Raw genomic sequence first — 23,084 nt, forward strand, 5'->3', positions numbered from 1 at the left:
CGCACTCCGGGTTCAGCTCGGCTACGGAGGTCGATGTCCGCCCATCCAGGGGGTCATCAGGCGCGCGCTCCGCACAGGGCCAGAAGGGCGGGAGGGAACCGGAGTATTACGAGGCGCGGCCGGCGCTTCAGAAACGATCAACGGCGCAGCGCAAGTTGTCCGCGGACAACGCCATACCAATCCAGCCGCAGGCAATCACGGTGAAGCGCCTCGCCCGCCCTTCGTCCATCATCACCGGGATGAGGTCGCCTACGAGGCTTGAATTTGCCGCGGCGCAGCACTACCTCATGGCGGACCGAAGCGCTCCCCCCCTCCGAGCCGCTTCGATCCGACGGACAGCGTCCTCCTCCCAGGCTGTCGGTCACTATCGAAGCCCGGCGCACCTCTCCCGCGCCGGGCTCTCGCTATTCTGGCCAGGCACCCTCATCGCGAAACTAGAAATATCTTCCCTCAAGATAATCGGAGCGAGATCGACTTGAGCGTCTTGTCGCCCGTGCCGTCTGCACTGGATGTCTAGCGCCGTCGCGGTCTCGATTGTCCTCAACTGACCAAACCGGCCGAAGGGCGGAGACATCGACATCGGAGGTGGGCTGCGTCGCCCTCCATTCCCCATGAGACGGAGCGCCCGCCCCTTGCGCGATAAATGTCTCAGGCGTCGTCGTAGCAAAGCGCCCATTGGTCGCCGATATACCAGCAGCGTCCCACCCGCGGTTCGATCTTCCAGAGAAGGCTTTTAATGAATTCGATGCCGCCGCGCTTGAAGGCGGCCGTGAGCTTCTCCACCTCGTTCTCGTCGATCGCCAATCCGCCTTCGGCGCAGACGAAATAGGCATTGCCGATCCAACGCGCGGCAAATCCGGTCGCGCCGCGCTCAATACGAAGTGCGGCACCATGGGAGGCATGACGACCGCCATTCGATGGTCGGCCCTGGCGCGGTACGCCGAGTGGCAACACCAGGCGCCCTCCAGGTCGCAGCCTTTCGATCCACGGCGCCGCCGGCCGCCCGACGGCGAAATTCACGTAGATCGCATCCACATCTTGTTGCGGCCATTGATTGCCGTCGGCGGTGATGACGGTGACATTGGTCCGATCGGCAAGCGCTGCTTGCGCGTGGCCGGCCAGACCGGAATCCATTTCGACCGCATAGACATGACCGGTGGTGCCGACCAGCTCCGCGAGAATGGCGCTATAATAGCCGGTGCCGGCACCGATATGGGCGACGCGATCACCGATCCGGACGTCCAGTTCCGCCAGGAGGCGGGCATGCAGCGACGGACTGCCATTGTTAACGCCCCTGTCGGGCTGCAGGGCAAACAGCACATCCTGATAGGCAAGAACCAGATCAGAGGAGCCCAGGGGGCGATATCCTCCGCCCAGACCGGCAATCTGCCATGGCGGCGCCCCGAGGAACTCTTCGCGAGGGACGACGGCAAAGGCAGCCTCGATCCGTGGGTTGGTCGTTGCCGCAGTTGCCGCCACCTGATGGGCGTAAGCCCGGCGGATCAAAGCAAGTTCCTCGGCGGTGAACATGGCATCAGGCATGGGCATTCTCCGGATATGTCTTCGTCTGTTCCGTTTCCCGCGGCTTTGCGTCTCCACATCCGTCCATCGATGCTTGATCAGGGATCGTTGGACGCGACAGCGTCTTACAATAGCCGACACCAATGGCGGAAGTAAAATGCATTTTTGCTTCCATTGTAGAAAACTACGCTGTCACGTCATAGACTTACAGTAGCTGGGCTACCAAACCCGAACCGTCGCCGCAGTAAGTGGGGCACATTCGGTGGCGTTGCCGGTTTGGTAGGCAAAGGCGCTACGTGCCGGTGAGCTTTACCGGTTCCAGCGTTCAAGCCCGAGCGAGAATGGTCGCCGGGAGCTGCGGCATCTTCGTCCGTCGATGTTTCGACGGAGGAGAGGTGGCGCTGGGCTTCTTGACGACACGGCGACCTACGCCGGCTTTTAATCCGGTTTATCTAATCGCGGCGACCGCGTGGATGTGAGATATTGAATATGCGGCAGATCACCCCGATCTGCCCGCTTGTTGAGGGAGGATGTCCTATGCCACTGTTCATAATCACAGGGTGCTATTCAGCCACGGCAGCGAAGGGAATGATCGCCGATCCATCGGACCGGGAAGCGGCGGCCCGTGCCATCATGGAAGCAGCAGGTGGGAAACAGCGTTCTTTCTACGTCACGACCGGTGAAACTGACTGGATGGTAATCGCTGAATTTCCTGACGGTGTTGACCTGATCCCCGCACTTCTTGTCGTAGGCGCATCAGGCGCAGTATCGAATATCAAAACCGTGCGCGCATACACGGGTGCGGAATTCAAGGCCGCCCAAGAAAAGGCGGGCAAAATCGCATCTGCCTACAAGGCCCCGGCGAAATAAGCAGTCCACTCGTTGAACCATCTCTGGCAGCGGATGTTCGATCCGCTGCCAGTTCGTTCCGCATCATCAATCCGGCTGTCGGAAGGGGGCTTCCGCCGTCCCAGCGTCGCCTTCCGTTTCGCGACGAGCGACATGTGCTCGGCAGCGTTGGTGAACTACCTTATGCACGCTTCTATGCTCGTTCACTGAAACGCTTCCACCGATACTGCCCCACGTACTCGCCGCACATCGATGAGATGCGAGCAGGTCGCACCGGCCTGCCGCGTCAACGTCTTCCGATAACGCCTTCGGCTCCTTAGGCGTCAGGCGTCGCGTGATGCCGGGCGTCTAGGCGGAAACGCTTCTTGATCCTGTCGACAGGCGTCCCATCCTGAAGTGGAACCTGGAGCAGCCTGTCATAGGTCTCAAAGCCCATCTTCGCATAATAGCCAAGTCCGCTGACATTGTCGGCGCGGATGGTCGCATTGATGAATTCGAGCCCGAGTTCTTTCGCAGCCGCGCGGGTCGCGGGAAAAAGCGCGCTGCCGACGCCTGCGGTCTTCGGGTTCACACGGGCAAAGGTCGCAATGTCGGCAACGCCTTTTGGCGGGTCGCCGTATAGGCTCAGCGATTGAAAGCCCATCAGCCACTGACCGTGTTCTGCAACATGGCAGACAACAGGAAACTCGCCGTCGATGAACCAATCGGCGAACTCGGCGGCCGAAAGCCGGGTCTCGAGTGCTGTCGTTCCGCCGACGCGGATGATCTCGTTCAGCAGTGCGCTCAACTCCCCGGCGTCCGAGGAGACGGCTTTTCGAACGTGCATGTCTTGGCTCCCTCATCGTCAGCCGACAACCTATCGGCGATCTTCGGAGATTAGATTACACGTCGCATTTCTTCTGCCAAGATGAGGCATCGTCAAGCGCGCCTGACAGCATCAATCCCGATGTCGCGTTTGGGGCCTGCGCGCGACGAGTCTCAGGCGTGCAAACGCTGCTGGGTCCGCTGGCCGAAGAAATGGACTTTCGATGTTTCGAAAGGAAAGCTTCACCGCTGTTTCACTTGAGCGAATGATAACCTCGGGCGAGCTTTTGCCTAGTGACGAAATGCCCTCCGAGCGGGTGCTGATGGAGCGCTTCGGCGTCGGCCGCCCGGCGATCCGCGAGGCCATGCAGTCGCTCGCCAACAAGGGCCTCGTCAGCATTTCGCACGGCGAACGGGCCAAGGTGCTGAGGCTGACGGCAAAGTCGATTTTCCGCCAGGTCGACCTCACCGCCAAGATCATGCTGTCACAATCGGCCGATTCACTGGAGCACCTGAAAAGCGCGCGCATCTTCTTCGAACGCGGCATGGCCCGCGAGGCCGCCCAACGCGCCTCGGCAAACGATATCAGCGACCTCAGAGCCATCATCGAGCGCCAGCGCCTGTCGCTCGGGCAGGCCGAAGAATTCATCGACGCCGATATGGAATTCCACACCCGCATCGCCCAGATCTCCGGCAATCCGATTTACGTCGCCGTCAGCGAAGCGATGCTCGCCTGGCTGAAGGAATATCATACCGAGATGCTAATCTGGACCGGCAAGGAAAAGTTTACGCTGGCCGAACACGACGAAATCGTCGACCGCCTCGAAGCCAACGATGTCGACGGCTCCGAAATGGCGCTGCTCAAACACCTCGAACGATCACGGGCGCTTTACGCAAAATAAGCTCAACTCTGCATGTCCGCATTTATCAGCATCAGCGGAACAATGATGTGGCGGCGAGGTTGTGGATAGGCCAAGCACGCAAAGATCCCAAGGAGGACATCAGATGCGTATGAAACTCGTAGCAGCTTCGCTTTTCGCCCTCGGCATGGCCACGTCGGCTTTCGCCCAGTCCAATCCGGCTCCGGCCGGCGCCACGATCGACAAGAACCAGGCCGATCAGGGCGGCGGTGCCACGACCGACACGAAGGCCAAGAAACCGATGGCGATGGATAGCACCACGACGGGCTCCACGACCGGCGGCACGATGAAGATGGACAAGACCAAGTGCCCCAACCCGGTCAACAACTCCGCCAATCTTCAGACGCAGGGCGGCACCAGCAACGCCACGCCAATGGACGAGGCCTGCGCAGCCCACAACAACTGAGTGGCCTCTTCGCCCAAAAAAACCCGCTTCGGCGGGTTTTTTTCATCGGTCAGCGTCGAGGATTGACATTCTTGACTCGATGGAACGCGACTGATATCACCTTGGGTAATCGATAACCCATGAGAACCCATGACTGCCTCACTCAACGACATAGCCGCCCGCGCCGGTGTTTCCGTCAAGACGGTGTCAGGTGCACTGCATGGCGGCTCGGCGCGCATGTCGGAGGAAACCCGCCAGCGGATCAAGGAGATAGCCGAGGAGATTGGCTATGTCACCAATTTCGCCGCCCGCAGCATGCGCCAGGGCTGGATGCCGCTCGTGGGCCTCGTTGCCGATGACCTGATCACCTCACCTTTCGCAACCGAGATCATCAGGGGGCTCGACGGCGCCGTGCGTGGGGCCGACATGGCCGTGTTCGCGATGACGCTCGGCGGCCATCGCAGCGTAGCGTCGATCCTCGATGAAATGCGGCAATTTCGCCCGCGAGCGATTGCCTATGCCGCTATGTATCATAAAAGCGTCGACCTGCCGCCCGAGTTTGCCGACACCGTGGGCGTCATGATCAATTGCCGGGATGCCAACGACCGCGTGACGTCTCTGGTGCCAGATGAAGCGGGAGCGGCGATCGAGATTACGACCTATCTCATCGAGGCGGGCCGTCGCAATATCGCTTTCATCAATCTGCCAGGACTGCTCGCCGGTGAACTGCGCGAACTCGGCTTCCGCCAAGCGCTCGATCACGCCGCCATCGACGGGCCAGGGGCCATCGTCTTGCCCGCCGTCAGCAAGGCGATCTATAGCGACCGGGCCCACAGCCTCGTGCCGACGCATGTGCATGATCTCATGACGGGTCCCCGCCGCCCCGATGCCATCCTGTGCGGCAACGATCGCGTGGCGATGGAGGTCTATGCCGCGTTGCGCCGATGCGGCGCAAGTATCCCCGATGATGTCGCGGTCGCGAGTTTCGACAACCAGGTCGAGATCGCCTCGCGTCTCGATCCGCCGCTGACGACCATGGCGCTGCCGCACCGTGCCATGGGCCGCCAAGCCGCGCACATCCTGCTTGCCGATGACCGGCCCCCGGTCGGAGTGCAGAAACTGCCGTTCCAACTGGTGGAGCGGGCATCCGTATAATTTGAACTCGACCCATTCAATTGAGGAGGAATTCTAATGGGTAATCGTTTACTTTGGTCTCTGGTCCTGACATCGGCGCTCTTTGCCCCGTGGGCTGCTGCCGCCGAAAAGACCGCGATCCAGATCATGCATCAGGGCGATCCCGGTTTTGTCGCCGCCTATGGCAAGGTCGCCGAACGGTTCGAGGCGGCCAATCCCGATGTCGACGTGCAGTTCATCTATGCGCCGCACGACGCCTATAACGAGAAGTTCAGCGCCGCCGTCATGGCCAAGCAGCTGCCCGATGTCATGGAGCTCGATGCACCGTTCCTCGCCAATTACGTCTGGTCGGGCTATCTTCAGCCGATCAAGCCGCTGATCGACAAGGACCTCCTCGACGACATGACGGAGTCCAACATCGCTCAAGGCACATACCCGATCGACAAGGACCTCTATGCGATCGGCCTGACCGACTCGTCAGTGGTTCTTTACGGCAACAAGAAATATCTCGAAGCGATCGGCGCCCGCATCCCGAAATCCGTCGACGATGCCTGGACCCGAGAGGAATTCGAAACCTATCTCGAGAAGCTCTCCAAGCTCGATGGGGTGAAGTGGCCGATCGACACCTTCCGCGGCTACGGCATCAAGACCGAGTGGATCACCTATGCCTATGGCCCGATCCTGCAATCGGCCGGCTGCGACCTGATCGACCGCAAGGCCTGGAAATCAGAGGGCACGCTCGACAGCGACGCCTGCGTCGATGCTCTCGCCATGATGCAGAAATGGGTCAAGAACGGCTGGGTCGTGCCGCAATCGGCCGGCACCAATCAGTTCTTCGCCGAAGGAAATCCGGCCGCGCTGGCGCTCGGCGGACACTGGGTCTATGCGGAGGCCGCAGCGACCATGAAGGACAATATTGTCGTGCTGCCGCTTCCGAAGTTCGGCACAAAGGGCGCGAGCCCCAATGGCACCTGGATCTGGGCGATCACCAAGACGTCGAAACATCCCGATATAGCGGCCAAGTTCATCAGCTTCCTGCTGAAGGACAAGGAATATCGAGCCTACGTCGCGAGCCAGTCGGGTTATCCCGGCCTGAAGAGTTTCGCGGCCGAATCTCCGCTCTATGCAAATGGCGGCCCGATGGCGATCGCCTTCGAACAGGCGTCGAAGACGGCCGTCTCGCGCCCGCCGCATCCCGCCTATCCCACAATCACCTCGGCCTTCATGCAAGCCGCCGACGAGGTGTTCAATGGTGGCGATCCGAAGGAGGCGCTGACGTCAGCCGCCAAGAAGATCGATGAGGATATCGCGGACAATGACGGATATCCGCCGTTCGGCGACGCGCAATAAGCGCATCGCTGCCGGAAGGTCGACCCCTGCGATGTCTCCGTCAGACATCGCAGGGCGGGACCGGCATCGAAAGCGCGTCGAGATCTTTCAGATCCGCTCCTCGCGCGCTTTGGCTCTTTGTTTTTGCGCATGTCATTGCCGCAAAAGCGCTCAGCGCTTTGCCTGGCAAAGCCGCTGCCCACTTTTGCGCGGCATGCTTTAGGCTTGGAAAGGACGAACTGCATGGTCATGCAACAATCGACATCTTCGACATCCGTCCGAAAGGCTCCGGCGCGCCGGCATGACAAGGGACGGCTGATGCAGGAAGCCGCCATGCTCGCGCCGGCCGTGATCCTGTTGACCCTCTTTCTTATCCTGCCGTTCCTCTTGTCCTTCTGGACGGCGATGACCAACCAGCCTCTGGTGCCGCGGCCAACGCCCGTCCGGTTCGTCTGGTTCAACAATTTCATTCGCATCTTCCAGGACGATCTTTTCTGGACCGCCCTTTGGAACGTCTCACGCTTCACTTTCTGGATCATTCCAGCGCAGTGCGGCCTGGCTTTCGCAACGGCGCTGCTGCTGCATCAGAAGCTGCCGTTCCGCAATCTGCTGCGCGGCATGTTCTTCCTGCCGGCGATCACCTCGATGGTCGTGGTCTGCGTCATCTGGGGCACCCTGTTCCAGTATCCGACGGGTCCCTTCAACCAGATCCTCAGCTTTGTCTCAGGGGGAGCGATCCAGCCGATCGATTGGCTCGGCGATCCCGAGTGGGCGATGTTCTCGCTCGTCCTGCTCTCGGCCTGGCAGGCCTACGGCTTTCAGATGATCGTCTACCTCGCCGGCCTTCAGGGCATTCCGGACGAACTCTACGATGCCGCCAAGATCGACGGTGCGAACGCCTTCCGGCGCTTCTGGCATGTGACCATGCCCGGCCTGCGGCCGACCCATGTCTTCGTCCTGGTGATAACGACCATCCAAGCGTTCAAGCTCTATACCCAGGTCGCCATTCTCACGCAGGGCGGACCGAAAAGCAGCACCGAAACGGTGGTCCATTACATGGTCCGGGCCGGTTTCGAAGAACAGAAGATGGGCTATGCCTCGGCCGTCTCCGTCATCCTGTTCGTGATCGTTCTCATCATCGCGCTGATCCAGCGCCAGCTCCTGAGGCGCTTCGATGTCTGATATCGCTCTCTCGATCCCGCAGGCCCGCACAGCACGGCCCCGTTCCGCCGCAGCGGTGCTTCGCATCATCCAGACGATCTGCATCTTCATCATCGCCCTGGTGATCGTCTCCCCATTGCTGCTGCTGGTCGTGGCAAGCCTCAAGGATGACCGGTTCCAGATTCTGGCCGATATGGGCAGCTTCCGGGCCTTCTGGGTGTCGAACCCGACGCTTTCCAACTATGCAGAGGTCGGCCACCTCTCGGGCGAACTCGCCTTCGGACGCTACCTCATCAACTCGCTGATCATCCTGGTCACGACGGTCTGTTCCGGCCTGATTGTGAATTCGATGGCCGCGTTTGTCCTGGCCTGGGGATCGTTCAAGGGTCGCGCCGTCATCCTGTCGATCGTGATCGCGCTCTACGTGATCCCGCAGGAAAGCATCATCATGCCGCTGGTGATCATGGTTTCCCGGGCGGGAATGTCCGATACCTTCGCGGTGCAGATCGTGCCCTGGGTCGCCAGCCCCCTCTACATCTTCCTGTTCTACCAGTTCTTCGCGCAGCTGCCGAAGGAATTGCTGGAGGCCGCCGAGATCGATGGCGCATCCTTTTTCCGGGTCTATCACTCGATCTTCCTGCCGCTCAGCCTGCCCGCACTCGCCACCGTGTCGATCCTCATGGGTATCGAGACGTGGAACCAGTATCTTTGGCCAATCCTCGTAACGCAGACCGACTATGCCCGGCCGATCGCGGTGGCCATCGCCACCTTCTTCGGGCAGGACAGCATCTACTGGGATCGTGCGATGGCAGCCTCCGTTTTGATGATGATCCCGATCCTGGGGCTCTACCTCGCATTCCAGCGCTGGTTCGTGAGTTCCTTTATCGGCTCTGCCGTGAAAGGTTGAATTGATGACAAGCCAAGCGATTTCTCCATCCGATGAAAGGGAACTGGAGACGATCAGCGCCATCCTGCCCGAGGGGGCCACGATCCATGCCTGGATCAAGGCGTCGCACGGCGCCGCCCCGGGAAGGCTGACGGCACACGCCGAAGGAAATGCGGCCGGTACTGTCGAAACTTCAAATCCGCATGAATTCGAGTTCCGGTTACTGACGCTGGAAAGAGGCGGAGAGACGGTCTTTTCCTATGATCCCACGACGACCGAGGTCTCGGTGCTCTATGCCTTCCGTCAGTCCCGCGTTCTCGAAGAAGGCATCCGGCTACTGCACGTCCGCCCTTCCAATGCTACCCCCGACGTACCGGGCGGCTATCACTTCCGCCCGCCTTTCGGCTGGATGAACGATCCCAACGGGTTCGGAAGGTTCGGCGGCAAGCTGCACCTCTTCTACCAGCACTATCCCCACAGCCTTCGCTGGAACAACATGCATTGGGGTCATGCGGTCTCGGACGACTATCTTCGCTGGACGCATCTCCCGATCTTTCTTCCGCCTTCGGATGAACTCGCCGCGCAGGCCGATGGGCGGGGCGGGGCATTTTCCGGCTCGGCGATCGCGCTTGATGGCAGCGGAATTCGCATCTTTTTCACCGAGCATATGAAGGATCGGGAACCGGAGGAACAGGTTCAGTTCACGGCCACCAGCCGCGATCTTGTCAATGTCGAGCCGGCAAGCCTGATCCTGCCGGCGCGTCCCACCGGGCTCGGCCTGACCACTGACTTCCGCGACCCTTACGTCTTTTCAGGCCCCGACGGCAAATGGAAGATGTTGCTGGGCACGCGGGACCGCGAGGGCGGCGTCATCCTGCTCTACGAAACAGATGATCCGGCTGCGGCGACGGGTTGGACGTTCCTCGGCATGCTTCACCGCGAAAACCGCTTCGGGATGACGGCGGCGGAGTGCCCCTGCATGGTGCCGCTCGACGGTCCGGCAGGCGACCCGTCGACGCGCTGGGCATTGATCTTCGGTCTTCTCACAAGCCGCGACCCGGCAACGGGCCGGCGCAACATGACGACTGCGACCGTCGGCCGCTTCGATGGCCAACAGTTCTCCATGGAATTTGAACAGGAATTGGATTTCGGCACCGATGCCTATGCCTTTCAGGCCTTCGTCGACGAGGACGGCCCGGTCGGCATTGCGTGGCTTGCGAACTGGACGGATATTTCCAGAGAGATCGACATGCCGACGGCGATGACCCTGCCGCGCCGGCTGGCATTGCGAAACGGGGCGCTGATCACACCACCGGTGTCAGGTGCGGAAAGCCTGCGGCGGCACCGACTGGATGTCGGAGGTCTTTTGGAAGGCCAGGCCGTCGATCTCGCCAACGGCTCCATCGAAATCCTGCTGACGCTGAAGGAAGCCGGCAACGCGTTCCGTTTGGAATTCGAACATTCCGAAGCAACGGTTGTTGTTCAGCTGAACGATGATGGGCTGAGCATTCCCTTTTCGGTGGCGAATGCCAAGACATCGCCCCGCTATATCGCTGCGGGCGCACGCCCGTCGACTATCCGGATATTCCTCGATGCGGGCTCGCTCGAGGTCTTCGCCGACGATGGCCGATGGACGGGAACCAAACGGCTGCCCGGCTTCAAGGGTGTACGCGCGGTACGCCTGACCGCGCCCGAGGGCAATATGCTCGCCGCCGAAATCTGGCAGCTCGGTCTTTAATTTCTGGAGGATAAACGACATGGCGTCGGTGACGATAGATGAAGCCCGCAAGCATTATGGTGCCGTGCCGGTGATCCACGGCGTCTCCATCGATATCGAGGACGGCGAATTCGTCACGCTCGTCGGCCCCTCGGGCTGCGGCAAGTCTACGCTGCTCAGAATGCTCGCAGGGCTCGAGGAGATCAGCGACGGCGAAATCCGCATCGGCGGCCGGGTGGTCAACGACGTGGCGCCGAAGGAGCGGGATATCGCCATGGTGTTCCAGAGCTACGCGCTCTATCCGCACATGACCGTCGCGGAGAATATGGGCTTCGCTCTGAAGCTCCAGGGGCGGAACAAGTCGACGATCGAAAAGCAGGTGAGGGAGGCTGCCGACATCTTGGCGCTCGGACCTCTCCTCGACAGATTGCCCAAGCAATTGTCGGGCGGCCAGCGCCAGCGCGTCGCCATGGGCCGGGCGATCGTCCGCCATCCGCAGGTCTTTCTCTTCGACGAGCCGCTCTCCAACCTCGACGCCAAGCTGCGTGTGACGATGCGGGCCGAAATCAAGGAGCTTCACCAGCGGCTGAAGACCACTACCGTCTATGTCACCCATGATCAGATCGAAGCCATGACCATGGCCGACAAAATCGTCGTGATGCGCAGCGGCCGCGTCGAACAGATCGGCAAGCCGCTCGAACTCTTCGACCGGCCGGCAAACACCTTCGTCGCCTCTTTCATCGGTTCGCCCGCCATGAACCTGTTCGAAGGCAAGGTCAGCGGCGGCAGCTTCGTTTTGGACGGGACCAGCCTGCCTCTGCCGCCCGGCCGGCAAAACGCCGACGCCGTCACTTATGGCATCCGCCCCGAGCATATGGCGATCCGCGAGGACGGCGTGCCGGCCACCATCGTCGTTGTCGAGCCGACCGGATCAGAAACCCACATCAACGCGAGGCTCGGGAACGTCGATATCAGCCTGCTTCTACGAGAACGGGTCGAATTGGAACCGGGACAACAAATCTCGATCGCCCCTGACCTGTCGAAGGTGCATTTGTTTGGAACAGGCGGTAATCGCCTAAATTGAGATTGATGCCCTGTGGGTCGCTCTGAGCGGCGTGCCGATGTGAGTGTCGCAGAGATCCCTCGCAAAAAATGCCCGACTTTTGCGAGGGTGAGTGATTTCGCGGGGGATTTGTGCAGCAACAGGCTCCCTGATTAGGCTGGAGACTGGAGGTCCCTCACGCCATCAATGGACTGACCTTCTGAAGATCTGAGGTTTCCGATGTCTCAACCGACAGATTGGGGCCGAGTGCGCCCAGGAAGCTCGCGGCGTGGAAAATGGCAGCCGGTGGCTTTGCCCCGGTATCACGGATCTCACCGGACAGGATACGCTGGACCGCTTCGCAGATGATCGGCGCGGTAACGGCATAGATATCCTGTCCCTGGGCGAGACTCCGGCGGCGCAGCTCGCCTTGCGTGACGATCACCTCAACGGCAAAGCGCTGCGCCGATCGTCCGGTTTCATCGATGGCCTGAGGCGGGGGCGTTGATGGATCCCGAACATCCCGCAGAGCTATCGTGCTGAGAAAGGTGTGCAATTCCTTGGTCCGGACGTGGCGGGCGATCAACGGCACTTCCGAAAATGGAAGCTCGACGAATGTCTGCTGGCCGAACGGCGCCGGCAAAACGGATATTTTCTCGGCCGGCGGCTGCTGCACAGGCCCAAGCTGCCCGCCGCTGACCGCCAGGCGCTTTGCGGTATTCTTTTCCCCGGTCACGCGCGTGCCTTTCGTCGGCAGCCAGCTGTCTAGTGCAATCCGGATTTCGACAGTGTCGGCATGCTGCCATTCGTCCATCAGGGCCGCCACCAGCAGGTCTGCCAGCCCGCCGTAAAATCCCATGGCCGGGATGACGGCTACGCCGGCATTCCGGGCCGCAGCCTCATGCCGGTCGAACGTCGCTTGTACGCTTGGCTGTTCAGCCGTTACGTCGAGATAATGGATGCGCGCCCGCAACGCGGCACGCACGACTGCGTCAGCTGTGTCCATGAACGGGCCGGCGCAGTTGATGACCGCTGCCGCACCAGTGAGTGCCCTGTCCAGCGCCGCGTCATCCTCTGTCGCTGCTTCGCGGCATTCGACGCCGCGTTCGGCAAAGCCCGCCTCTGCCAATCGTTCGGCGCTCCGTCCGATCGCGATCGGCTTCAGCCCGCGCCGTAAGAGTTCGGCGACGACGAAACGGCCGGTATGGCCATTTGCGCCAAGGACCGCCACGGCGTGGGGTGATGTTCTGATAATGTCGGCTTGTTGAGTGGTCACTGCTCTCTCCATCGCTACAGACCTGTCTGTACTTAATAAAACATACAGGTCTGTAGCGTGTCAACCGACTTTCTGCTAGGGTGACTGAATTGGAGATACACAAATGACAAAAAGCACAGTGAACGCACCTGCGCCGGCCGTGAACGATGTCCGGGACAGAATTCTCGAGACGGCATCGGAACTCTTCTACCGGCGCGGCGTGCGTGCCGTCGGCGTCGATCTGGTGGTTGAAAAATCCGGTGTCGCCAAAACCAGCCTTTACCGCCACTTCGGCACAAAGGACGATTTGATCGCGGCCTTCCTGAAGCGCGAGGATCTGGACTTCTGGAACACCTGGGACCAGGTAGCCGAACAACACGCTGATGACGCCGGAGCTGAACTCGACGCCCATTTCGAGTGGATCGGCGAACGAGTCGGGCGGGATAATTACCGGGGCTGCCCGCAGATCAACACGGCGGCCGAGTTTCCGGAAGCCGGTCACCCCGCCCGCAAAGTTGCCGAAACCCACATGCGTGAAATGCGGCGGCGCCTGAAGACGATTGCCGGGAGACTGGCGGTTACGGCACCCGACCGGCTTGCCGGGCAACTCGCGGTGCTGATCAACGGCGCTTTTGTCAGCATGCAGGTCTTCGAACCCGGCGAGGCGACCGGTTTGCTTCGCGATGCGGCGCACGCGCTGATCGCCGCCGGCCGTAGCTAATGCCTAGAGGCAGATTTCTCAGACTTGGGAAATGGATCGATAGGAACACCCATCGAGATCGAGAGTTCTCGTCATTCGTCGACTTGCGGCTCAGCCTTTTGCGAGCACCGGGCTTTCGCAAGGTCGCCGGTTCGGATCCCTTCAAGGCGAGCATCTCGACAAAGGCGCTATACTAGATTTGTTCACCTAGTATATTCAGAGTGAGGTGGCGATGACTGCCTGGAGGAGAGGAGGCGGGCAATGTCCACTGGATAAGTCGCCGAGCTTGCATGCGGGTTGGGACTATACTAGGTTTGTGAAAACGATATAGAGGCCACTGTGATTAAGCAGATTGATCTCATGTTCCGCACCATGGTCGCGGAACTCCAGCAACGGGCATTTGATGATGATTGGGCGGAAGATTTCCCCCCATCGGGTAGATTCGTGCCGGTGGCAGTCGATGGTCGGCGTTATTGGTATTTCGACCAACCCGACGGTGAGGGTGGGCAGAAGCGCCGGTATGTCGGACCTGCCGACGATCCCTTGATTTCGGAACGGGTCGAAACCTTCAAGGGTCAGAAGTTAGATTATAAGGCTCGTCGCAAGTTCGTTTCCACGCTAACGCGCGAAGCCGGTTTGATTGCCGCTGATCGCTTTACCGGCGATATCGTACAGGCGCTTGCCAAAGCCGGTCTCTTCCGGTTGCGCGGTGTTCTCATCGGCACCGTCGCTTTTCAATGCTACTCGGCATACCTTGGCATCCGTCTGCCCTCGGCAGCGATCCTAACAGGTGATGCAGACATAGCCCAGGATTTCGCGATCTCCGCCGAGGTGGCGGATTCGCTGCCGCCGATCCTCGATCTCCTAAAAGGGCTTGATCCAACGTTCCGCGCCGTGCCGCATATCAGCGGCAGCTCTCGACCTCATGCCTTCCGGAATCAAATCGGTTACAGGGTCGAGTTCATGACGACAAACAGGGGAGCCGAAGAATATTCGGACAAACCCGCCAACATGCCCGCTCTCGGTGGTGCGTCAGCCGAACCTCTAAGATTCATGGATTTCTTGATCCGCGATCCCGTTCGTTCGATCTTGCTACATGGTGCCGGTATCTCAGTTGTCATCCCTGATCCTTGCAGGTACGCGGTGCACAAGCTTATTATTGCCGGTCGCCGCCAGAATGACGCCGGCGGCCGGGCCAAACGGGATAAAGACCTCAGACAGGCAGGAATGCTATTCGACGCCCTGCCGGTCACGGGCCATGGGCCTTCACTAGTTGACGCCCTGGAAGAGGCATGGGATCGCGGGCCTGCGTGGAAGCTGGCGATCTCGGAAGCAGCCGAAACCATGCACCAGGAATATTGGGGCGCTATCAATCGAATGGTTGGCATTCTCAAGAGATAAAAGTTAGGCCCGCTTGAAAAGGCAGGCCCCATGACAACGCTTCTTCGCATGCAGGTTGCGCTGGGCCGGACAGAACTGTGCTTCCCACGAGGCCTGCAAGCCTTGTTGCTATGATTTCACTCTTTGGGCGGCGAAGATCGCATAATGGATCGAAGGGAACACCAATTCATCGGACACGCCGATGGGCGGTACGGTGAAGGGAACTACGCCGGCAGGCGCGCCTCGGCATAATGGTCGGCGGCCTCTTCCAGCACCTCTTCTGCCCACTGGTTTAGACTCTTTCCCGAAAGCTCAGCAGCAAGAGCTGCTCGGCGATGGACTTCGGGAGCGACACGAAACATCATCTTCCCAGAATAGGGTCGCTGAGGCTCTTTGCCGATTTTCCTACAGGTCTCCAGGTAGTCATCGACTGCCTCATGGAAGGCTTTCTTGAGTTCAGCGACACTGTCACCGTGAAAGCCGATTATATCCGAGATACCTGCAATCCTGCCGAAAAACACATCGTCCTCAGCGTCGAATTCGATGCGAGCGTGATATCCGTTGTAGGTCATGATGTTCATGGCGTTACTCCAATCTGCATCAGGAACTCGCGAGCATCGCGCACCTGATAACGCTTTGCTTCCTTGTCCGGATGTGGTCTGTGGAAGCTCGCAATGATCCCGTCTTTTTCAAACTTAACGCGGGAGCCGTTCCCCTCAATGAGGTCGGCTCCGGCAGCCACAAGCAGATTCTCTATAGCGGCCCATTCAATGGTTCCCGAGACCGGGTCCTTGAAGACCGCCGCGAGAGTCTTTCTCTGCTTGCTGTTCATGCTAGCAAATATAGAGACGCTTGCTGATTATGCAAGCATAAACTCAACAGCCTTTTGAACTCATCCCAAAGGTCGAACGGGGGGCGTAGTGGGGCAATAATCACGGGTCGGCAGTTCATATCCCTTCAAGGCGTGGAATTGAGAGACGCTTATTTAAGGGGGCTTACTTAGCTTCTTCCTTATTAAAGAAAACAGCGCCTTGCTTAAATAGTTGAAAATCACACTCACGCCATGTCTGATTCCGAGCCTAATCAGCGGTATGGCCGCTTTGTCGAATCCTCTGTGGCGGGCGAGTCCCTGCGGGCATTCGTGCCGCCGCCTCACGGCGCTGTTCGCACCATTGCAGATACCAGTCCCAAATATCGGGGAAGACCAGGAGGCCAAAGGTCAATTGACCGGGAGGGACGCCAAAGCCGTTTACCGCGCTAGTCGGTGATTGTCCCAACGAACCAAACATCAAGCCGAGATGTTCGATCTTCTGGGACGCCGTCTCTTCCCCCTATACGTCATTTCTCTGAAATCCGAGAGCGGTCAGCGTTGCGGTCTTGAAGCAGATCAGGTTTGCCATTTCCATCGCTAACCGGGGGGGCGACGATCACGCCTGCAAGCAGATCCGGATCCTCTATCGTCGTTTGATCGCCTTCGTCATGGGCGAAGCTCTCTGCCTCCCCTAGAAGCGAAAGCGACGCCGTATGTAATACCGGGAAACCTATTGCTGCGATTTGCGCATCGCACTACAAGGTTCGCGTTCGCCCGAATGACCGCAACAAAAGATTGAGAGAGACGGCAACCTTGTCGATGTCGCGAATATCCCTCGAATATTGACCGGTGTAGAGTTTGACAATCATGCTGTCGCGAGCAGCGCCGCTGAGTTCGAAATACAGATGCAGGTAATAAGCTTGCTTGTCGCCGCTGCGACTTACGCTCCTTCCTCGCTGAGTGACCTGCCCGAGCTCCGCCTTGAACGGAGCGAAGCCGTGGAGTTTCAGCATGACCGATTTGGATTGAAATCGGGCCATGGTGGGGACTGCAACGACGGCCTTGTCCAGTGCCAGGCTGACGATTTGGCCGGAGACATCGTCGACGACAGCAGGCTCATCGAGCTTGAACGCATGAAACAGGCGCCGGGGTTTCTCGAAGCAGATGAGCGACGCGATGAGCAGGACGACGATATTGATACCGGACCACCAGGCTGCGACCGGCGAAAACTGGCCCTGTACATGCGACGTTTCCGGTACGACGTTGAGCAGCAGACCAAGGACGGTGACCGTGACTATGCTTGCGATCCAGGTAAAGCTGTAGCGGTCGAACTGGTTCGACTCATTGCCGCTGCCCTTTGGCGTCACCCTGAACGGCTTACCAAACGGCCTCACCAGGCTCGAGACCACGGTCGGAAACATGCGGAATGTCGCAAAGGTCCCGACGGCGCTGGAAACCACAGGCAAATAACGGGTCGGCGTGATCCACAGCATGAGCAGAAAATACGCCGCCAGCAACGGCACCTGATGCGAGACATAATCGGCTATATCAGTGAAATAGAGCGGGAGCAGGCCGAACCAAAGATAGACGATGGGGACGAGCAATATCGTGAAGCGAACCAGATACTGCACCAGCCATGATGCCGGCAGGAACATGATCCGTTGAAAGAGCGTCAATCCCGGGCCGCGCAGCGGCCCGTTATAGAGGTAAAGGGTTTGAATACCTCCCTGACACCACCGTTCACGCTGCACAAAATACCCGGTCAGGTTTTCGGCGGCCAGCCCCATCGATAGCCGCTCGTTCAGATAGCGCGTCTTGTAGCCTTTGTTGAGCATCGAAAGCGTTGTCAGCAGGTCTTCCGTGATCGACTCCGTCGGAAACCCGCCTATTGCGTCGACGGCCTTGCGGCGGGCAATCGAGCATGAACCGCAGCAGAAACTGACGTCCCAGGCATCTCGGCTGGGCGCGATCTCGTCGAAGAACAAGCGCTGCTCGTCCGGCCAGATATTCTCCAGGCCAAGGTTTGATTGCACCGGATCGACATTGAAGAAATGTTGAGGTGTCTGGACGATGCCGATGCTGTCATCGCAAAAGAAGGGCAGCGTCCGGCGAAGGAAATGTCGATAGGGGACAAAATCGGCGTCGAAAATCGCAATAAAATCGCCCGAGCTGACCTTCAGCCCATTGTTCATATTGCCTGCTTTGGCGTGGCTGTTGTCGCCGCGCGTGACGTGGATGACCTTCTTTTCCTCGCAATAGGCCTTCAGCCAATCTCGGCGTTGATCGTCAAGCACATACACATTCAACTTGTCGGCAGGATAATCCAGCGAGCGGGCGCCGATGATGGTTCGCTCGAGTACGTCGAGCGGCTCATTATAGGTAGGAATGAAAACATCGACAGTCGGCAGCTCACGCTGCTCCCGCGCAAAGAAAACCCGCGCCAGCCTGTCCGCCTCTGCGCTGCGATCGACGTAGCGGCTCATCAATACCAGAAAAAGGATGACTTCGACGCACGCCAGAATCTCGACGATGAAGAGGATCCAGACCCAGTAGAAACTCGCACCGCCGTCGGGATAGGGAAGCACTGTCTCCGTCAAACGCCAGAACATGTATCGCAATGCGATTGCTGCGACAAACGCGCAGGTCACCGCCCGTGTCCAGGTGTGATGGCGCGACCAATTGAACGGCCCCAGGAAGAAGAAGGCCAAAACTGCAAAGGTCGGAGCCAGCGCTACAAGATACTGAACCACAGGCTTTTGACCCAGTTGGATACGTTGATGCCGTGTTTGGAAAACCGTACCTGCACTGTGCGTCCGACCTGGCAGGAGTTCGCAAAGTCGTCGTTCATGAAGGATGGATCGAGGCGAACCCGAATGCGGGCATTGCGTTGTGTCGATGGCGGCAAACTGGCGGCAAAGGAATCGGCGTCAACCGAAGCCGAACTGCCTCTGACGGACACGACCGTCCCTGGGAAGACATCGCTGCGGCCGAACAATCGCACCTGCGCGACGAGCCCTGGATAGATCTCGTCATAGTTGACCTCAGGGACAAGGATATCCACGTACAGCTCTCGACAGTCGAGAAGGCGCATCAACTCGTCGTTCAGCACGACGTTGGAACCGTTGACGATACTCCTGGTCCAAACAACGCCGTCGAACGGCGCTGTTGCAGTTGCGGATTCAAGGCTGCTGACGCGGCCCGCCTCTTTGACCAGCTGCTTTTGAACTTCGGTCGCTCGTGTCTCGTTTTCCGCTATGCGCGAGTTCAAGTCATTGATGCGAACGACCACCTCGTCTTCACGCTGTCGCGAATAGGGCACGTCATTCTGTCCGTCGCCGAAAACAAAGATACCCTGGCGGACCGCATTGAGCCTTTGTTGCAATTGATCGACAGTCAGATTGCTGATTTCGACCTCGCCGCCGGTCGCAGCGCCGGCAGCACGCGCGGCCTCAACCAGCTTCTGCGTCAGAATGCCTTTTGACTCGAGCTGCATCCGGCGGCTCAGGTCGACCTGCGCGACCAGATCCTGCGCTTGCGACACTTCGACTTTTTTCCGCAGGATTTCGACTTCGCTCTCAAGATTGGCAATGGTGGTCTGCCTGTAGACTTCCAATCTGGCAGACAATTCCTCGCGAAGCGTCGAGAGCTCCTCCCGCTCCTTTTTTAGCGCCGCAACGCGGTCGAGCGCCGTATTGCGATCTGCCTCGAGCGACGCGAGGATTGCGTGATTGATGCGCGTATTTCTGATTTCAGCCAGCGATTGTCCCGCTTTGACCGGGCTGCCGACCTTGAGGGGGTCTTCCGCAATCGTGCCGTCGATCGGCGCATTAACGACAGCAAACCGCGCGTTGACCGTGCCATCAAGGCTGGTAAAGCCGGTGATCGTCGGCAATGAGACAACAGTCACGAGTGCCAGCAGCAGCAAGCCGACAACGATGCGCGTAATGCGATGGTTCCAGATCATGTTGGCATCCGAAGATATCGCTGCTGCAGCCATCCGTCCCAATCGAGCCGGCACAAACGGATGCAACTCATTCTTGTAAATTAGCGCATCGAAAATTAGTAGACAAGTGATGGTCGTAAAGCTGAGGCAGAAAGAGTTCGGAAGTGGAGGAACCGCCGCCGACGGGAGGCGTGGCATCGTATCGATGCGGCGCAGGGATATGGTCAAGCCATCTCCGGCGCGGCGACTGACGTGATGGGTAATGATCGGGTGGGAAATCACTGCGCCGCGCCCGACAGTGCTGCCACAATTCCACGCGATTTTTTTCTAGAGCGGTGCAGCTTTTCACGGAAGCGCCGAACCGCTCTACCTTTTGTTTTTTCGCAATCCCGGACGGAAAACCGCTTCGCACTTTTCCTGGAACTGCTCTAATGCGGTCGAAGCCTTTTGGTCGCGATCAGCATGACGAGATCTTCGGAGGCATCTGCGAGCTCCAATGCCAATTCCGCAGCCGTCCATCCACGTTTCTGCAAACTGACGAGCATTTCCACCATGGCGACTTCGACCTCTCGTCTGCAGATCGAAATCGGCTTCAATTCGGTATGTTTCTCATCACATGTGGTGGTCATCTTAGCCTCCGTTCTGCCATAGAAATTGGCAGCGTCAATTCGCCAATGGTTGGATATGGTAAGGGTTGCGTGCAAGCCTCGGCCTTTTACGCATCGACACAGACGGCCTCGGCCTGCGCGCAACCCCTTCGCGTCCTTATTTGCCGATGTCCGGCCTCAGGAGCGCCTCGCACGAAGGTGAGCAGAGAAAACCCGCCGAATTCCTGTCGTAAGCGGACACTCGCGCAAAGCGCGCACGAATATTGCCCCGATAGTTCACGACCTATCCTCCTCTGCTTGCATATTTTGTTGTGATTATTTGTCGCTTCACGTTGAGAGTGCTTTGAAACTGCATTGCACTGGCAAGTGAATATTTGGGCTTTCCGTACGTCCTTCGGAGTTAACCCGTGCTCATTTAGATACAGGAACGGGACGCCAATGTCGTTATCGCCGCATCCCGAAAATTATCGGTCCGTCCATTTCTGCTCGTATAGGAATATGATAAGTAGCTTATGCACGTTAGACTTCAGTCGATTCGGCGTTATCGGCTGCGCGGACATATAGCCGCGAAAACGATTTTCGCTGTTTTCAACAGCCCGGATCGACTTATGCGCGGGGGGAACTGGATGGTTACGGAACCTGGAGATGACCCCGCTGCTGGACAGGAATGGCCGGCCCATCTGGAGCGGCGGCGCTGGCCGCGCGAACCGTCCGCGCAAAAAGAACATCGGCTGGACGTTCCGCCGGCATTGGTGCCCGTGCGATTTTCGACGCGAGACCTGCCGCCGAAAGAGCAATTCCAGTCCTGGCGATCTCATATGGCGCCGCTTGTGGATGTTCATCTGCCGGACGGACAGGCAGAGGACGACGGTTTTCTCGCGGAACAGACCGGCTGGCATCTCGGCGATATCCTCATCGTCCAGCAGCGCGCGCAGGCATGCAGCTATATTCGCGATCAGGCCATGCTGCGATCGAGCCCAATCGATCACTGGAACGTCGGCGTACTTCGCAGCGGCCGGGCCTGGACGGAGGCCAACCGCCATGTAACGGAGACCGGCGCGGGTGAGATATTTTTCAGGTCTCTCGGTTATCCGTATCGTGGGCGGATGACCGACTCAGCCGCGGTGCTCGTCTTCTTGCCCTATGAACTGTTGACCCGTGATGCGGGTCTTCTGCAGAACGCCCACAACATCGCCCTCTCCGGTAGCCTCGCCGAATTGCTCGTCAGCTATCTCGACGGACTGGAAGCGAACCTCGGCAATTTGACGGTGGAGGAGGTGCCGCGGATCATACGCACGATCGGCGATATGGTCGTTGCATGCGCTGCATCCTCCGCAAGTTTGGATCGCGGCCAGGAACAGACCAATATGGGGCTGATGGAGCGGGCGCATCGCTATATTCATCTCAATCTTCATTCAGATAACCTGACGCCTGACGTCATGTGCCGTGCGCTGGGCATCTCGCGGACGCGGCTCTACCAATTGTTCGAAACGAGCGGGGGCGTCTTCAACTACATTCGCAAACGTCGATTGCTGCAGGCATATGCGGATCTTACCAACCCGACCGACAACCGGCCGATCTCGGCGATTGCCGAGGCCGCCGGCTTCGACGTCGCTGCCAATTTCACGCGCGCATTCAGCCATGAATTCGGGCTCAGCCCGCGTGAAGTCAGAAAGACCATAGCAACCGAGTGCCCCGCCATCCCCGCAACACCTTCCATGCGGCATTTTGGGACAACGATCGGCGATTGGCTAACGGTCGCACGTTGATGCGGTGGGCTAAGCTTTCCTCAACTCAGTCTGGTATCCCATGCGGTTGACGGGTGATCCACAGTGCGGCGCGGAGCCATTGATGACACGGCGATATAGGGGAGGTGGCAATCTCACACCAGCCAAGGTAGATTCGCAGTTGTCGGGATGTTCGCCCCGGAAGCCAGGCGCGACGTTGTGATACAGGTATCGTCTCCGACGAGAGCCCAGACTGACATGAGGCAGGATGCAGCGATGCTGAAAACCGATACCCGCCAAGCGAATTGGCGTCGTGCCAATCCAGGCAAATATGATGCTCACCTAGCCGTGCAGCGAGCAGTCAACGCCGGCGAGCTGGAAAAGCAAAGCTGTGAAGTCTGCGGGGTCGAAGCAGTCGATGCCCATCATGATCAATATGACGAGCCTTTAAGGGTACGGTGGTTATGCCGACGGCACCACACGAGGCTTCACCATTACGGCGAAGACATGTTTCCGATCAGGAATGCACTTTAGAGGCCTGATCAATCTGACGGATTGCGCGCCGTCTGGAGAATGAACGCATTGCGGGGTCCACCAAGCGGCGAGCGGCCGCCTTTGAAGGACTGCGCGGCGAGTGCAGCACTGGTCTTGAGCCTGAAGCGCTATGACCGATCCGTATTTGTAAAGGCGTCGAAGATCGCACGATGTCCGGCATCGTTCGGATGAACCACGTCGGCAGAGGCCAGAGCGCCATCGCCGCGAGCCTTCATGTTTTCGTAGACGGGTGCATAGAAGAGCGAAAACGTCGTGCCAGCTTGCGCACGAGGTCGACATAGCCTTCGAAACCCATGCGCGGCTCTGATCGGACATGGCAAAGTCAATTCCCGGCGCCGCAACGAACTCCACTGAAAA

21 protein-coding genes are annotated in these 23,084 nt (G+C 59.0%); 13 read left to right on the plus strand and 8 right to left on the minus strand.

The window, feature by feature from the left end:
• Positions 1–648 precede the first annotated feature (648 nt).
• Entirely contained in the window at positions 649–1,542 is an 894-nt protein-coding gene (locus FFM81_RS21715) for a protein-L-isoaspartate O-methyltransferase family protein (protein ID WP_003572049.1), read from the minus strand.
• Positions 1,543–2,058: 516 nt separating this feature from the next.
• On the opposite strand from FFM81_RS21715, the gene FFM81_RS21720 reads away from it, so the two are divergent.
• Positions 2,059–2,391 (plus strand): GYD domain-containing protein, encoded by a 333-nt coding sequence (locus tag FFM81_RS21720; protein ID WP_003572051.1) that lies wholly within the window; start codon positions 2,059–2,061, stop codon positions 2,389–2,391.
• 295 nt (positions 2,392–2,686) lie between these two features.
• On the opposite strand, the gene FFM81_RS21725 is transcribed toward FFM81_RS21720, so the two are convergent.
• On the minus strand, positions 2,687–3,196 hold the full coding sequence (locus FFM81_RS21725; protein WP_138384603.1) for a GNAT family N-acetyltransferase: 510 nt from the start codon (positions 3,194–3,196) through the stop codon (positions 2,687–2,689).
• Between the two features lie 202 nt (positions 3,197–3,398).
• Here FFM81_RS21725 and FFM81_RS21730 point away from each other — a divergent pair, with 202 nt between their 5' ends.
• The 8 genes from FFM81_RS21730 (at position 3,399) to FFM81_RS21765 (ending at position 11,790) form a co-directional block, all read left to right on the plus strand.
• On the plus strand, positions 3,399–4,076 hold the full coding sequence (locus FFM81_RS21730; protein ID WP_128397856.1) for a transcriptional regulator NanR: 678 nt from the start codon (positions 3,399–3,401) through the stop codon (positions 4,074–4,076).
• 103 nt (positions 4,077–4,179) lie between these two features.
• Positions 4,180–4,500, plus strand: a complete 321-nt coding sequence (locus tag FFM81_RS21735; protein WP_003572057.1) for a hypothetical protein — start codon at positions 4,180–4,182, stop codon at positions 4,498–4,500.
• Positions 4,501–4,629: 129 nt separating this feature from the next.
• Entirely contained in the window at positions 4,630–5,634 is a 1,005-nt protein-coding gene (locus FFM81_RS21740) for a LacI family DNA-binding transcriptional regulator (RefSeq protein WP_138384602.1), read from the plus strand.
• A gap of 36 nt (positions 5,635–5,670) precedes the next feature.
• Positions 5,671–6,963 carry an ABC transporter substrate-binding protein gene (locus tag FFM81_RS21745; protein ID WP_025417965.1) on the plus strand — a complete coding sequence of 431 codons (1,293 nt, stop codon included), beginning with the start codon at positions 5,671–5,673 and terminating at the stop codon, positions 6,961–6,963.
• Positions 6,964–7,185: 222 nt separating this feature from the next.
• The gene (locus FFM81_RS21750) at positions 7,186–8,124 is read left to right on the plus strand and encodes a carbohydrate ABC transporter permease (protein WP_025417964.1); all 939 of its coding nucleotides are present in this window, start codon (positions 7,186–7,188) and stop codon (positions 8,122–8,124) included.
• Positions 8,117–9,010, plus strand: coding sequence for a carbohydrate ABC transporter permease (locus tag FFM81_RS21755; RefSeq protein ID WP_138384601.1), 894 nt, complete (start codon positions 8,117–8,119; stop codon positions 9,008–9,010). Before FFM81_RS21750 ends, FFM81_RS21755 begins: the two co-directional genes overlap by 8 nt.
• Before the next feature lie 4 nt (positions 9,011–9,014).
• A complete protein-coding gene (locus FFM81_RS21760) occupies positions 9,015–10,727 on the plus strand; it encodes a GH32 C-terminal domain-containing protein (protein ID WP_138384600.1) in 1,713 nt (570 codons plus the stop codon).
• A 19-nt stretch (positions 10,728–10,746) separates the two neighbouring features.
• A complete protein-coding gene (locus FFM81_RS21765; protein WP_003572068.1) occupies positions 10,747–11,790 on the plus strand; it encodes an ABC transporter ATP-binding protein in 1,044 nt (347 codons plus the stop codon).
• Positions 11,791–11,944: 154 nt separating this feature from the next.
• On the opposite strand, the gene FFM81_RS21770 is transcribed toward FFM81_RS21765, so the two are convergent.
• Positions 11,945–13,036 carry a saccharopine dehydrogenase family protein gene (locus FFM81_RS21770; protein WP_138384599.1) on the minus strand — a complete coding sequence of 364 codons (1,092 nt, stop codon included), beginning with the start codon at positions 13,034–13,036 and terminating at the stop codon, positions 11,945–11,947.
• 91 nt (positions 13,037–13,127) lie between these two features.
• On the opposite strand from FFM81_RS21770, the gene FFM81_RS21775 reads away from it, so the two are divergent.
• Entirely contained in the window at positions 13,128–13,724 is a 597-nt protein-coding gene (locus FFM81_RS21775; RefSeq protein ID WP_003572073.1) for a TetR/AcrR family transcriptional regulator, read from the plus strand.
• Positions 13,725–14,045: 321 nt separating this feature from the next.
• Positions 14,046–15,104 (plus strand): nucleotidyltransferase family protein, encoded by a 1,059-nt coding sequence (locus FFM81_RS21780; RefSeq protein WP_246401378.1) that lies wholly within the window; start codon positions 14,046–14,048, stop codon positions 15,102–15,104.
• 203 nt (positions 15,105–15,307) lie between these two features.
• Here the strand turns inward: FFM81_RS21780 and FFM81_RS21785 are convergent, their stop codons facing one another.
• The 5 genes from FFM81_RS21785 to FFM81_RS21805 form a co-directional block, all read right to left on the minus strand.
• Positions 15,308–15,664, minus strand: coding sequence for a type II toxin-antitoxin system HicB family antitoxin (locus FFM81_RS21785; RefSeq protein ID WP_138384597.1), 357 nt, complete (start codon positions 15,662–15,664; stop codon positions 15,308–15,310).
• On the minus strand, positions 15,661–15,915 hold the full coding sequence (locus FFM81_RS21790) for a type II toxin-antitoxin system HicA family toxin (RefSeq protein ID WP_003572077.1): 255 nt from the start codon (positions 15,913–15,915) through the stop codon (positions 15,661–15,663). The genes FFM81_RS21785 and FFM81_RS21790 overlap by 4 nt, the downstream gene beginning before the upstream one ends.
• Positions 15,916–16,649: 734 nt before the next feature.
• Positions 16,650–18,644 (minus strand): glycosyltransferase, encoded by a 1,995-nt coding sequence (locus FFM81_RS21795; protein ID WP_003572078.1) that lies wholly within the window; start codon positions 18,642–18,644, stop codon positions 16,650–16,652.
• A complete protein-coding gene (locus FFM81_RS21800) occupies positions 18,626–19,858 on the minus strand; it encodes an HlyD family secretion protein (protein WP_003572079.1) in 1,233 nt (410 codons plus the stop codon). Before FFM81_RS21800 ends, FFM81_RS21795 begins: the two co-directional genes overlap by 19 nt.
• Before the next feature lie 407 nt (positions 19,859–20,265).
• The gene (locus tag FFM81_RS21805) at positions 20,266–20,466 is read right to left on the minus strand and encodes a hypothetical protein (protein ID WP_003572080.1); all 201 of its coding nucleotides are present in this window, start codon (positions 20,464–20,466) and stop codon (positions 20,266–20,268) included.
• Between the two features lie 605 nt (positions 20,467–21,071).
• On the opposite strand from FFM81_RS21805, the gene FFM81_RS21810 reads away from it, so the two are divergent.
• Entirely contained in the window at positions 21,072–22,214 is a 1,143-nt protein-coding gene (locus FFM81_RS21810; protein ID WP_025417956.1) for a helix-turn-helix transcriptional regulator, read from the plus strand.
• Between the two features lie 234 nt (positions 22,215–22,448).
• Complete coding sequence (locus tag FFM81_RS21815) at positions 22,449–22,706, plus strand: hypothetical protein (protein ID WP_003572082.1); 258 nt, start codon at positions 22,449–22,451, stop codon at positions 22,704–22,706.
• Positions 22,707–23,084: the final 378 nt, after the last annotated feature.

It is taken from the genome of Rhizobium hidalgonense (genome assembly GCF_005862185.2).
Taxonomy (GTDB): Bacteria; Pseudomonadota; Alphaproteobacteria; order Rhizobiales; family Rhizobiaceae; genus Rhizobium; species Rhizobium hidalgonense.